The organism is Chryseobacterium electrogenes, from assembly GCF_053553015.1.
The window spans coordinates 271,796-285,084 of record NZ_JBNPPB010000002.1 but is presented as its reverse complement, the minus strand read 5'-3'; the positions used below and the strand labels follow the sequence as shown (position 1 = coordinate 285,084).

14 protein-coding genes are annotated in these 13,289 nt (G+C 34.5%); 9 read left to right on the top strand and 5 right to left on the bottom strand.

Annotated features, from left to right (window positions below; genetic code table 11):
• Positions 1-200 precede the first annotated feature (200 nt).
• From ACQQ6V_RS01315 to rplI, 6 genes are all read left to right on the top strand, one after another.
• A complete protein-coding gene (locus ACQQ6V_RS01315) occupies positions 201-647 on the top strand; it encodes a choice-of-anchor J domain-containing protein (protein WP_448843792.1) in 447 nt (148 codons plus the stop codon).
• Positions 648-732: 85 nt separating this feature from the next.
• The gene (locus tag ACQQ6V_RS01310; RefSeq protein WP_448843791.1) at positions 733-1,644 is read left to right on the top strand and encodes an IS982 family transposase; all 912 of its coding nucleotides are present in this window, start codon (positions 733-735) and stop codon (positions 1,642-1,644) included.
• A 75-nt stretch (positions 1,645-1,719) separates the two neighbouring features.
• A complete protein-coding gene (locus ACQQ6V_RS01305) occupies positions 1,720-2,871 on the top strand; it encodes a GEVED domain-containing protein (protein WP_448843790.1) in 1,152 nt (383 codons plus the stop codon).
• 128 nt (positions 2,872-2,999) lie between these two features.
• Entirely contained in the window at positions 3,000-3,341 is a 342-nt protein-coding gene (gene rpsF, locus ACQQ6V_RS01300) for a 30S ribosomal protein S6 (RefSeq protein ID WP_448843789.1), read from the top strand.
• Positions 3,342-3,370: 29 nt separating this feature from the next.
• The gene (rpsR, locus tag ACQQ6V_RS01295; RefSeq protein ID WP_448843788.1) at positions 3,371-3,673 is read left to right on the top strand and encodes a 30S ribosomal protein S18; all 303 of its coding nucleotides are present in this window, start codon (positions 3,371-3,373) and stop codon (positions 3,671-3,673) included.
• A 159-nt stretch (positions 3,674-3,832) separates the two neighbouring features.
• The gene (rplI, locus tag ACQQ6V_RS01290; RefSeq protein WP_448843787.1) at positions 3,833-4,345 is read left to right on the top strand and encodes a 50S ribosomal protein L9; all 513 of its coding nucleotides are present in this window, start codon (positions 3,833-3,835) and stop codon (positions 4,343-4,345) included.
• Between the two features lie 94 nt (positions 4,346-4,439).
• On the opposite strand, the gene ACQQ6V_RS01285 is transcribed toward rplI, so the two are convergent.
• Positions 4,440-4,955 (bottom strand): thioredoxin family protein, encoded by a 516-nt coding sequence (locus tag ACQQ6V_RS01285; RefSeq protein WP_448846166.1) that lies wholly within the window; start codon positions 4,953-4,955, stop codon positions 4,440-4,442.
• A gap of 118 nt (positions 4,956-5,073) precedes the next feature.
• Between ACQQ6V_RS01285 and ACQQ6V_RS01280 the strand changes: the two genes are divergently transcribed.
• From ACQQ6V_RS01280 to ACQQ6V_RS01270, 3 genes are read left to right on the top strand one after another with little or no spacing between them, the layout of a single operon-like run.
• Complete coding sequence (locus tag ACQQ6V_RS01280; RefSeq protein WP_448846165.1) at positions 5,074-5,961, top strand: lysophospholipid acyltransferase family protein; 888 nt, start codon at positions 5,074-5,076, stop codon at positions 5,959-5,961.
• Entirely contained in the window at positions 5,958-6,920 is a 963-nt protein-coding gene (locus ACQQ6V_RS01275; protein ID WP_448843786.1) for a glycosyltransferase family 2 protein, read from the top strand. The genes ACQQ6V_RS01280 and ACQQ6V_RS01275 overlap by 4 nt, the downstream gene beginning before the upstream one ends.
• Positions 6,921-6,942: 22 nt before the next feature.
• Positions 6,943-7,497: a 3'-5' exonuclease gene (locus ACQQ6V_RS01270; protein WP_448843785.1), complete on the top strand. Its 555-nt coding sequence runs from the start codon at positions 6,943-6,945 to the stop codon at positions 7,495-7,497.
• Here ACQQ6V_RS01270 and apaG read toward each other — a convergent pair.
• From apaG to ACQQ6V_RS01250, 4 genes are all read right to left on the bottom strand, one after another.
• Positions 7,494-7,880 carry a Co2+/Mg2+ efflux facilitator ApaG/CorD gene (gene apaG / locus ACQQ6V_RS01265; protein ID WP_448843784.1) on the bottom strand — a complete coding sequence of 129 codons (387 nt, stop codon included), beginning with the start codon at positions 7,878-7,880 and terminating at the stop codon, positions 7,494-7,496. The two genes, ACQQ6V_RS01270 and apaG, sit on opposite strands and share 4 nt — an antisense overlap.
• A gap of 89 nt (positions 7,881-7,969) precedes the next feature.
• A complete protein-coding gene (gene odhB / locus ACQQ6V_RS01260) occupies positions 7,970-9,199 on the bottom strand; it encodes a 2-oxoglutarate dehydrogenase complex dihydrolipoyllysine-residue succinyltransferase (protein ID WP_448843783.1) in 1,230 nt (409 codons plus the stop codon).
• 56 nt (positions 9,200-9,255) lie between these two features.
• Positions 9,256-12,051 (bottom strand): 2-oxoglutarate dehydrogenase E1 component, encoded by a 2,796-nt coding sequence (locus tag ACQQ6V_RS01255; RefSeq protein ID WP_448843782.1) that lies wholly within the window; start codon positions 12,049-12,051, stop codon positions 9,256-9,258.
• 139 nt (positions 12,052-12,190) lie between these two features.
• Positions 12,191-13,228, bottom strand: coding sequence for an SRPBCC family protein (locus ACQQ6V_RS01250; RefSeq protein WP_448843781.1), 1,038 nt, complete (start codon positions 13,226-13,228; stop codon positions 12,191-12,193).
• Between the last annotated feature and the right edge of the window lie 61 nt (positions 13,229-13,289).

Sequence of the window (13,289 nt, the reverse complement as noted above, 5' to 3'; positions counted from 1 at the left end):
GCAAATATTCTTCATGCAAAGAATTTAAAACTATTTTTTTTAAAAAATAAATGAGAAAAATATAATACTACAAATAATTAAATATAATTAAATAAAACCAATAAATTAATAAGAACAAACGCCAAAACACTGGTTTTAATTTTGTTTTTCAGATTATATTAACTATATTTGTGATACAACCAAATTAAAAATAAATTATTATGACGAAAATTTTACTAGCTATTGGAGCTATAACACTCCCTTTTATAAGCAATGCTCAAATTTTCCAAGAAGACTTTGATGGCAACGGGCCTGGTATTGGAGCTTGGACTGTTATCGATGTCGATGGAAAAACACCGAATTCTAAAGTGGCATTTATCACTAATGGTTGGAATGCCATTGACAGAAAAGGAGAAAACGGAAACTTCGGAGGCCCAGAAGGCAACTACGCTGCTATGAGTACTTCTTGGTATGACCCAGCAGGAACATCCAATGACTGGCTCATCTCTCCGGCAGTTATCATATCAGGTACAGAACCACATTTACAATGGGAAGCCAAAGCACAAGATAAAGAATATCCAGACGGTTATAAAGTAATGCTTGCGCCTAACGGAGGTAATACAGTGGCTGATTTTACGGTAGAATTATTTAACGTGAGTTCGATGTAAGAAGTGATAAATTATAATAGAAAAAAGCGAAAAAATTAGTATATTTAAGCTATTGAAAGTCAAATATTTAACTAAAATTTCCGCTATGATTTCTGATGATAAAATTACAACTATTTATTACATTGTTGATGAGTTTTTTAAAGAATTTAACCATATTCTGAAAGATTACGCTCTGAAAGACCCCAAAATCAAGACCAGAAACAGAAAATCTGCGATGTCTCAAAGCGAAGTGATGACTATTATGATCCTGTTTCATTACGGTGCTTTCAAAAATCTCAAGCACTTTTATCAGGGCTACGTTCAAAGACATATGAAGAAAGAATTTCCTGTAACGGTTTCCTACAACAGGTTTGTAGAGCTCCAAAAGAAAGTGAATGTACCCATGGCAGTTTTCGTAAAAATGATGTGTCTGGGAAAGTGTACCGGCATATCTTTCATCGATTCAACACCCATCAGGGCTTGTCACATCAAAAGGGAAAAGCAGCACAAAACCTTCAAAAATATCGCTCAGAAAGGACAATGTTCTCTGGGTTGGTTTTATGGTTTTAAACTCCATTTGATTATCAATGACAGGGGTGAGATTCTGGATTTTATCCTGACAACAGGCAATGTAGACGACAGAGAACCCCTGAAAAGTATGGATCTGCACAAATGGATTTTCGGAAAACTTTTCGGCGATAAAGGCTATATTGGGAAAGATCTGTTTGAGCAACTTTTTATAGATGGAGTTCATTTAATCACAAAAATAAAGAAGAATATGAAGAATTGTTTAATGCTTCTCCAGGATAAAATTATGCTTAGAAAAAGGGCATTAATAGAATCTGTAAACGATGAGCTTAAGAATATTTGTCAGATAGAACATACCCGTCACAGAAGTTTTGACAACTTTGTTCTCAATATTTTGTCTGCTTTGGCAGCCTACTCTTTCTTTGATAAAAAACCATCAATCAATACAAATTGTGACATTATTGATCAAGATAGATTAATCGCAGCTTAACTCGAACTCACGTTATTTAGTACCAACGGAGAATCTGGTGATTGGAAAAAAAGAAATATAAACCTATCCTCATATATGGGGCAAAACATTAGATTTGCGTTTGTTAATAACTCTACTGATAAATTCATGCTAATGGTAGATAATATTAAGGTTGGAGAATTTACTCCGGTGGAAAAACCTAATTGTGCAACATTGGTTAGCCCTGCTAATAACGCAGTGAACATCTCTTATTTGCCTAATGCAGCCTTTAGCTGGACTGCTTCAACAACAGGTGGCGCCGCTACAGGTTATGATTTCTATTTAAGCACAGAACCTACAGCTAGTGAAAAATTAGGCACTGCTACAGGTACAAGTGTTACCGTAAGCGGCCTACTCGCTTTAACAAAATATTATTGGAAAGTAGTTCCTGTTAATGATGGAGGTGAAGCGGCTTCTTGCCAAATTTATTCTTTCACCACAGAAGCCAGCGCCTTCTCTCCATACTGTGGTCCATTAGGCTTTTCTTCAGAATTCTTTGGCATGGTGTTCGATGGGACAGAAGCCATATCTTATGTTGATTTTGCTGGTATACAAAACCGTACTGATGAGGATGCAGAAGAAACTCCACACGAGATATTCCTTGATAAAGTAGCTAGCGTAGCTAAAGGTTCTACACACGAGATTAAGGTAGAGGGCAATACTGGTGGAAATTACGACACTAAAGTCGTGGTATTTGTTGACTGGAACCAAAACGGTGTACTAAACGATCCAGGAGAAGTTTATGAAATCGCAGATGTATTATCTAACTCTACAGGGGCAGATGGTGTACAAGTAAAAACCAACATTACAGTACCTGATGATGCATTAACAGGTCCTACCAGAATGAGAGTTAAAAAAATAGGTTTCTCTTCATCTGATAATCCTGCTGCTTTCTTAGACCCTTGTGCTGGTGCATCTTATGGACAAGCAGAAGATTATACCGTTAACGTAGGTAACCTTGCAGTTAACGATATCAATAAAGCTAAAGTACAAGCATACCCTAACCCAGTAACAGATCTATTAAAAATTACAACGGGTACCAATGCTAAAAACATCACGGTATTTGATATCACTGGTAAAAAGGTATTAACTCAGACCGCTACATCTTCTAACAACGAAGTAAATATGTCAAAAGTAGCTCCTGGCGCTTATGTCGTAATTGTAGAAACTGAAAACGGTGCAGAAACAATTAAAGTTATCAAGAAATAACCTTTAAGAAAAATCAAAGCATAAAATCCCGCAATTAATTGTGGGATTTTTTTTATTCACATTATTGTAGATTAAAAAAATATTACTAATTTTGCAACTCGAAATAATTAACCAATTAATTAACAATTATGAACAATTACGAAACTGTTTTCATTTTAACTCCCGTTCTATCTGAAGCTCAGGTGGAGGAAGCAGTGCAAAAATTTGTAGATCTTTTAACAGAAAAGAACTGCGAGATCGTTGCCAAAGAAAAATGGGGTCTAAAAAAATTAGCGTATCCAATCCAATTGAAAAAGAATGGATTCTATACTTTGATCGAATTTAAAGGTGAAGGAAACGTTGTTGCTGATTTAGAATTAGCTTTCAAACGTGACGAGAGAGTTATCCGTTACCTAACTACTAAATTAGACAAGCACGGTGTAGAGTACGCTGTAACAAGAAGAGCTAAAGTTAAAGCAGCTAAAGCTTAATTTATTTAATCCCTAAAAAACAAGAAGACATGGCAATAGATGATATGGCTAAACAAGCCTCAGCAGGAGGAGAATCTGAAGTAAAATTCTTAACTCCACTTGATATCAATACAAAATCTGAAAAGAAATATTGTAGATTCAAAAAATTCGGAATTAAGCATGTAGATTACAAAGACGCTGCTTTCTTATTACAATTTGTTAACGAGCAAGGTAAAATTTTACCAAGACGTTATACAGGTACTTCTCTTAAATATCAAAGAAAAGTTTCTGCAGCAATCAAAAGAGCTAGACACTTAGCTTTGATGCCGTATGTAGCGGATCTTTTAAAATAAGACTTATAAAATAAAAGAAGCAAAGTGAAAACTTTTGCTTCTTTTGTTGCTGAATCAATTATTAATTCTAACTGTTTTAGATATTAGACATTAAATTTAAGATCTTAATTTTTCTTACTTCTAACCTCTAACTTCTAAAATCTAAACAAGACAACAACAATGCAAATTATCCTTAAACAAGACGTAGAAAACTTAGGACTTGAGTTCGATACAGTAAATGTTAAGCCAGGTTACGCACGTAACTTTTTATTACCTCAAGGTTTCGCTCTTTTAGCAACTCCTAAGAACAAAGCAGCTTTAGAAGCTACTTTAGAAGCTAGAAAAGAAGAAGAAGCTAAGTTAATCGCAGCTGCTAACGCTATCGTAGAACAATTGAAGAAAACTTCTATTACTATCGCAACTAAAGTTGGTGCTGGTGATAAACTTTTCGGTTCTATCAACAATGCTAACCTTTCTGAGGAATTAGCTAAAGCTGGTGTTAACGTTGATAAAAAATATATCAAGATTCCTGGTAACACAATCAAAAGAACTGGTAAAGTAACTGCAGTAGTAAGACTTCACAGAAATGTTGAGTATAACTATGAGTTCGATATCGTTTCTGATGCTCCAGTAGAAGCTCCTAAACCAGCTCCTGCTAAAAAAGTAGAAACTACTCCTACAGAAGAAGCATAAGAATTACTCTTATCAAAATATAAAGCCTCCGAAAATTCGGAGGCTTTTTTATGTTAGACTAAATTCTAAAATAACCATTAACTATGTCGGTATACTACGCTTTTGGTTTCCAAGTATTGAAAAAAGACTTCGTCTTATCGAGGCTATAACCTTTCCCTTCCTCTAAAACCGAACTATCTTGCACATGAATCATTTTTCCGTTTTTATCCAAAACGATAAAAACTGGATATCCATACTTAGCACCTGGATTATCATATTGTGCAAAAACCTTCTCATTTTTATTCTCTGGAGACCAATTAAGGTGATAATATAAGTAATTTTCGCTTACTATATTTTTAAGCGCTGGCGTCGTCTCTACATAATTATTAAATCTCAAACACCAGATACACCAATTACCTCCAGCCTGCAATATAATATTCTTATTTTCTTTCTTAGCTTTCGCGATCAAATCTTGTATATCTTTTTGCGCATCCGCTTCTGGATGATACGGTTTACCCAGTTTAGCTCTTTCTTCTTCTGCCGCTTTTTTCTTAGCGGCCATTTCTACTTCTTTAGCAGATGTAGAAGTCTGCGCATTGACTACAGCCGTACCTCCTATGTAAAATCCCATAACAAAAAGGATTAACTTCACATTCTTATTCATTTTAACCTATTTTTAATGTTAAGCTTAGACAAATCTAAGGAATTATTAAGTTCCTTTTCCTTACATTTGCAAATATCTTTATCAAATTTTGAACCACTTTTTATTCGGCATATTATTACTACTTTCTCGCTTACCACTTAGAATCTTGTACGCTTTCTCAGATGTCATGTCATTTCTGAATTATCATTTTCTAGGCTATCGAAAAAAAGTAGTTTTTGACAATCTTAAAAATTCTTTTCCTGACAGATCAGACGAAGAAATTATACGCATCCAAAAGAATTTTTTTATTAATTTTTGCGATTATATCGTAGAGATGCTCAAGGCATTTACAATCTCCAAAACAGAGCTTAGAGTTAGAGTACAGCATCTTAATCAAGATCTTTTTGCACAAACCAAAGCTGAAGGCAAAAATGTCATTCTGCTTTCTGGTCACGTTTTCAACTGGGAATGGTTTAATGCTTTGGCAACCATTGTACCACAAGAAAACTGCCATCCCGTTTACAGAAAAATGAGTAATAAATTTTGGGAAGAAAAAATAAAATTTGTTCGTAACAGATTCAATAACAAATCATTAGAAGCTAACGAAGTAGTAAAACAGATTTTAAGAAACCCTAATGATGGTAATTCTGTCTATATGTTTGTGGCAGATCAGACGCCTCATTTTTCTCATATCACTTATGGATTAAAGTTTCTTAATCAACCTACGCCTGCTTTTATTGGTTATGACAAGTTATCCCAACGTCTAGATTTAGCCTTCATATATTGTGATATGAAAAAGGTAAAACGAGGATTTTATCAAGTAAATTATTATAGGATTTACCCTGATGGAGAAAAGTTCAAACAATATGAAGTCGTTAGAAAATTTCATAAATTGTTAGAAAATACGATTAATAAACGTCCCGATAATTGGCTCTGGTCGCACCGTCGTTGGAAGTACCAAGGATCGATTAAAAATTACGAAGAAAATCCATGAAAATCGCCATCGCCATCCTTAACTGGAACGGAACATCTTGGTTACAACAATTTTTGCCAACTTTAATTAGAAATTCTGCCAATGCAGAAATCTACGTAATAGACAATAATTCTACGGATGATTCTGTATTTTTTTTAGAATCAAATTTCCCTCAAATTAAAATTGTTAAAAATTTACAAAACTTCGGTTTTGCTGGCGGTTATAATGAAGGACTGAAATCTATTGAGGCAGATATCTATTGTCTTCTCAACTCTGATGTTGAAGTCACAGAAAACTGGCTGGATCCCGTTATTTCTTTGTTTAAAAACAATCTTGATATTGCAGCCATTCAGCCAAAGGTTTTAGATTTTAATCAAAAAAATAGATTCGAATTTGCTGGTGCTGGTGGCGGATTAATTGACAATCTTGGTTATCCGTATTGCAGAGGTCGCGTTTTCGAAAATATTGAAGAAGACCATGGTCAATATGATGACGAATGTGAAATCTTCTGGGCTTCTGGCTGTTGTTTATTTATTAGATCCGAAGATTTTCATAAGCAAAATGGTTTTGATGAGCGTTTTTTTGCGCACCAAGAAGAAATTGATCTTTGCTGGAGACTGAAAAATGAAGGTAGAAAAATCTACTATACAGGAAAATCAACAATATATCATGTTGGTGGCGGAACTCTTAACAAGCAGAATCCTCAGAAAACTTATCTTAACTTCCGGAATAACCTTAGCATGATGCTAAAGAATCTACCGTCTAATCAATTATATTTAATTTTATTTCGATTGACTTTAGATGGCATTGCTGGAATTTATCTTATGTTTACGCAAGGTTTTTCTCATACTTGGGCAATTGTAAGAGCGCATTTTGGTTTTTATGGACAGTTTTTTGGAACTTTAAAAAAACGCCAAAAACATCAAATTAAAAACTATTACCAAACGAAGTGGTTGATTTTCAAACATTATTTAAAATAATATTAACTCATATAATTAAGAAATGGATTTTGTTGCAATAGACTTTGAGACCGCTACACACGAGAGAAACTCGGCTTGTGAAATGGGCATTTGTGTTGTAGAAAATGGATCTATTGTAACGACAAAAACATGGTTAATAAAACCACCTAGTTATCCTTATTTTAATCCTAGAAATATTGATGTTCACGGTATCAGACCAGAAGATGTTGCTAATGCGCCAACCTTTGAGGATGTCTGGCACGAAGCGCAAGAACTGATGTACGGCAATCTTATGATTGCACACAATGCTTCTTTTGATGCTAGTGTATTACGTTCTTCTTTGGATTATTATGGTTTTTTCAAACCAAAAATGAATTATTTGTGTAGTATTTCTTTAGCAAAAAAATCATGGAAAGATCTTAAAACTTATGGGCTAAGAAGTCTTGCCGATCATCATAATATCAACTTTACACACCATCGTGCTGGAGCAGATGCAGAAGTATGTGCTAAGATTTCATTGCTAGGATTTGAGAGATTAATTCTCACCAGAAATGAAGAAGTTAATGAGTATTTCAAAAAGAATATTAAGATTCTCTAATTACTGAGCACCTCAGCAATAAGACTGAATTTCGGGATTTCTACATTAAGATAAAGACCATTAAGCTTACCAATAAAGAGATAATTCCCGGACATATTCCCTACGCCTGATCTCAATACAACATTAGAAAAGTACTTGAAAACCTCTCCTGGTTGCAAGACAGGCGTGAGACCAATAACACCATCTCCTTCTACTTCTGTAATACCAAAACCAGTATCAAAAATGCTCCATTTTCTTTTAAGAAGCATGACAACATCATCACTTTGGTTTTCTATAATGATATTATATCGAAACATAAAGCGACCTTCTGATGGAAAGCTATTTTTAAAATCATACTCTGGATAAACAGAGACTTTAATATTAGATGTAATTTTAGAAATCATGGCTAGTCATTTGAGCTAATTGTTAATACAAAAATCCCGCCGAAAATAATAACGACGGGATTTTATTTATATTTAATAAAAAAATGAAATTATAGCTCTAATGCTTTTCTTTCATCGCCTCCCATCAAGATTTCTACTGGATTATCAATCGCTTCTTTTACAGCAACTAAGAATCCTACAGACTCTTTACCATCAATAATACGGTGATCGTAAGACATGGCAACATACATCATTGGACGGATTACAACTTGGCCATCAACAGCAACTGGTCTTTGGATAATGTTGTGCATACCCAAAATTGCAGATTGTGGTGGGTTGATAATCGGTGTAGATAACATAGATCCAAAAGTACCTCCATTAGTAATTGTAAACGTACCTCCTGTCATCTCATCTACAGTAATTTTACCATCTCTTACTTTTACAGCAAGATCCTTGATGTTACTTTCTACACCACGGAAAGTCATGTTTTCTGCATTTCTAAGAACAGGCACCATTAATCCTTTAGGACCTGATACCGCGATAGAAATATCACAGAAATCGTAATTGATCTTATAATCGCCATCAATAGATGCGTTAACATCTGGATACATCGCCAAAGCTCTTGTAACTGCCTTTGTAAAGAAAGACATAAAGCCTAGACCAATACCATGTTTTGCTGCGAATTCTTCTTTGTATTGTTTTCTAATTCTGAAGATCTCAGACATATCAACTTCGTTAAAAGTTGTCAACATTGCTGTTTCATTTTTAACAGAAACTAATCTTGCTGCAATCTTTCTTCTAAGAACAGATAATTTAGTCGTTGTCTGTGCTCTATTACCACTAGTCGAAGCAACAGATCCCATAGCAGGAACAGCTTTTACAGCATCATCCTTAGTAATTCTACCATCTCTACCAGAACCTTGTACTTGAGTAGCTTCTATACCTTTTTCATCAAGAATTTTCTTAGCAGCTGGAGAAGGCGTTTGTGATGCGTAAGTTGCAGCAACTGGTACTTCTTTCTTAGGCTCTTCTTTCTTCTCTTCAGCTTTAGGAGCTTCTGTCTTAGGCGCTTCAGTTGATGCAGCACCTTCTGGTTTTGCACCACTTCTATCAATAAGGCATACTACTTGTCCTACTTGTACCACATCTCCTTCTTCAGCTTTAAGCGTAATGATTCCGCTTTCTTCAGCAGGAAGTTCTAGAGTTGCTTTGTCAGAATCTACTTCTGCAATTGGTTGATCTTTTTCTACATAATCACCATCTTTTACAAGCCAAGTTGCGATTTCAACTTCTGTGATAGATTCCCCTGGTGAAGGAACTTTCATTTCTAATATAGACATAGGGATAATTTTTTAATTTTAGTACAGAAAAATCTGTAGTATTATTTTAGTTTTAATTAAGCAGTTACTGGTCTTTGAGTTGGTTCGTCATTACAGTTGAAGACTTTATTGATAATAGCAGTCTGATTTCTTTCGAACATCTTATGGCTACCTGGCGCTGGCGTACCACTCGCTACTGGAGAAATCACCTGAATGCCTGTGTCTCTAAAGTTTCTCAAAATAAAGCTCCAAGCTCCCATGTTTTCTGGTTCTTCTTGAGCCCAAATCAAATCTTTTCTGTTGCTATATTTATCAAAAATAGACTGGATAATTTCCAAATTAAGTGGATATAATTGCTCTAATCTAACTAAAGCTACTGTATCATTCTTAGTTTCTTCTTTTTTCGCAAGAAGCTCGTAATATAACTTACCTGTACAAAGTACCAATCTTTCGATTTTTGCAGGATCAGCCGTAGGATCGTCCAATACTGGTTGGAAACTTCCTTGTGCCAAATCTTCTAGAGGAGAAACTACTTTTGGATGTCTCAACAAAGATTTTGGCGTCATTACTACCAATGGTTTTCTGAAATTAAATTTCATCTGTCTTCTCAACAAATGAAAATAGTTAGCTGGCGTCGTAACGTCTGCAACAATAATATTATCATTAGCACATAGAGTTAAAAATCTCTCTAATCTTGCTGAAGAGTGCTCTGCACCTTGACCTTCTGATCCGTGAGGCAATAACATTATTAATCCATTCTGAAGCTTCCATTTTTCTTCTGAAGCCACAAGATATTGATCGATAATAATCTGAGCACCGTTCATGAAATCACCAAACTGCGCCTCCCAAATCGTCAATGTCTTAGGTGAAGCCATCGCATATCCATAATCAAATCCTAATACCGCATACTCTGACAAATGCGAATTATAGATATCAAACTGAGCGTCTGATACATGCTTTAATGGTACATATTCTTCCTCGGTATCTTCTGTTTTTACAACTGCATGACGGTGAGAGAATGTTCCTCTTTCTACATCTTCACCAGAAATTCTTACGCCGTATTCTTCTGTTAAAAGAGTTGCATAAGCTAGTAACTCTCCCATTGCCCAATCCAAAGAATTATTTTCAACCATTTTGATTCGGTTTTCGAATAATCTTGTGATTTTATTCAAGAATTTTTTATCTCCTGGAAGTGATGATATTTTAATTGCTAACTCTTTAAGTTTAGCCAAATCATACGTTGTATCGTAATTCTTGATAATTGATCCTTTAGGTGCCATCGGGAAATCTACCCAATCGCTCTCCATGAAAGGCGTCATTGTATTGCGCTGAATTACTTTAGAAGCATCAAAATTTTCATCCAATAACTTCTTGAAATCTTGTTCCATCGTTTTCAAAACGTCATCAGAAACAATACCTTCCTGAATTAATTTTGTTTTATAGATCTCTCTAGGATTCTGATGTTTAGAAATTGCTTTATATAAATTAGGTTGTGTAAATCTAGGCTCATCTCCTTCGTTATGACCATATTTTCTGTAACCTAATAAGTCGATATAGACATCTTTACCAAACTTAGCACGGAAATCAGCAGCAAATCTTATGGCGTGTACCACTGCTTCGACATCATCAGCATTAACATGCATCACTGGAGACTGCGTTACTTTTGCAATATCTGTACTGTATACAGATGATCTTGCGTCCAAATAATTAGTTGTAAAAGAAACTTGATTATTAACAACGATATGCACTGTACCTCCAGTCTTGTAACCGTCCAAAGTCATCATCTGTGCAATCTCGTACACAATACCTTGTCCAGCTATTGCGCCATCACCATGAATGATGATAGGCAAAATTTTCTTATAATCTTTATATTTATGGTCTACTTTTGCACGACAGATCCCTTCTACCAAAGCTGCTACCGTCTCTAAGTGTGACGGGTTAGGCGTTAAGTTAATAATAACTTCTTCGCCGTTAGCTGTTGTGATTGTCTTAGATGATCCTAAGTGATATTTAACATCGCCAGAAAAAACATCTTCTTCGAATTCTTTACCTTCGAATTCTGAGAAAATCTGTTTATATGATTTTTGGAAAATATTAGTTAATACGTTAAGACGACCTCTATGTGCCATTCCTAATACAACCTCATCTACACCTAACTGAGAAGATCTCGTAATTAGTTGATCCAATGCAGGAATTAATGATTCTCCACCTTCTAATGAAAAACGCTTTTGTCCAACAAATTTGGTATGCAAATAATTCTCAAAAGCTACTGCTTGGTTAAGTTTAAAAAGAATTTCGGTCTTTTCGTCGGCAGAAAGTTTAGGATGATTTTCGTTAACGCTAACCCAATCTCTGATAAATTGTTTTTCTTCAACATCACTAATATGCATATATTCTATACCGATAGAATCGCAATATATTTCTTGAAGATGCTTAATAATCTCTGCCAAAGTTGCTGGAGACGTCATCCCAGTAGTGGTTGCAGAGTTAAATTTTACATTAAGATCAGATTGTGACAATCCAAAATTCTCCAGATCTAAAGTCGGAACAAAATGACGTCTTTCTCTTACCGGGTTGGTTTTAGTAAAAAGATGACCACGCGTTCTGTATGCTTCTATAAGGTTAAGAACCTTAAATTCTTTTGTAATAGATTCTGAAGTTTCTCCATTAGTAACGCTTTGTGCCGCATATTGTACAACGGGAGACGCACCTTGTACATCATCGTTATCGCCGTAATACTCTCTGGCGAAATCAAAACCTTGGAAAAAAGCTTTCCAAGAGGGCTCTAAGGAATCTGGGTATTTTAAGTATTGCTCATACATGTCATCAATTAGCTGAGCATGTACTGCATTAAGGAACGAAAATTTATCCATTATTACAGATTATCTGTTTATAAAATTTTTCAAAAATATTGTCAACAAAATTACTAAATATTTATGGATTAGTAAAGTTTGACAATTGTCTTCTTATGTTAATATTATGCTAAAAATTGCTTCTCTAAAATTACAAATATTATCGATATACGGGCAAAGTTAATTTTAATTTCACTTCTCTATTTTCTTCTGGCTCTTCTAAAAACTCTTCATGAAGATCACCACTATGCATAGTATCTTTTTTTGCCTTCTGTAAAAGTTGCTGTATACCCTTTATCCTACCATCATAATTACCTTTATAATAATACACGTAGGCTTTAGAAGCATTAATTGTTTTAAAAGAAAAATTATTATCACTAACCGAAATCCTTTTTGATAAAGGAACACCATAGAAATACGAAATTTCTTTATCTTTAAAATTAGACGGATTAGTAATTAAAACCGGCACACCATATTCGTCATCTTTTTTAGCAAGATCCAACTTAACATAATTTACAACTTTGTTATGATGAAGAATAACGTTTTTCAATAACGCGCCTTTTTTATTAGATGTACCAACGTTAACTCCAAGCAACAGTGCGCCTTCTTGCTGATCAATCATTATACTATCATATTTAATAGAAGCAATTAGGTTATCTTTAACAACCTTATTTCCTAACATATTAAATAAATTTTTAGAACTTTTATCTATATTTTCTACAAAGAAATCCTCAGACAAAAGATTAAGAGAACGCTTTAATAAATCTTGTTTTGGGGTATGTATCGTCCAAATAATTTTGGTTTTACTACCGTTAGAAACAAACTTAACATCAATCTGATATGGATAATTTTGATTAGCATCAAAAAGTTGATATCTAATACCTTTATTAGGCACGCTGTATTTTATAAACATCTCGCCAAACTCAGATGAAGTCTTTCGGTTTTGAAATCTAATTGCACTGCCTACACCTTCATAAGGCGTGTAAAAACTAATGCTCAAATTAGGATCACCAGAGAAAAAGTCATTCCAGTGAGAGAAATTTTGAAGATTATTAAACTGTGGGAAAACTTTATCCACAGGATAATCTACTTCAGATTGATACACAAAATCTTTGCGTTCATCAACAAATAACATTGACACAGCGTATGCCCCGAAAAGCACAATTAATATAATAACCCCAAATTTTATCCAGCGCATAAGTAGTTTTTGCGTTGACAAAGATAGGAATTGCAAAGGGATTACAATTCCTATTTTTGAT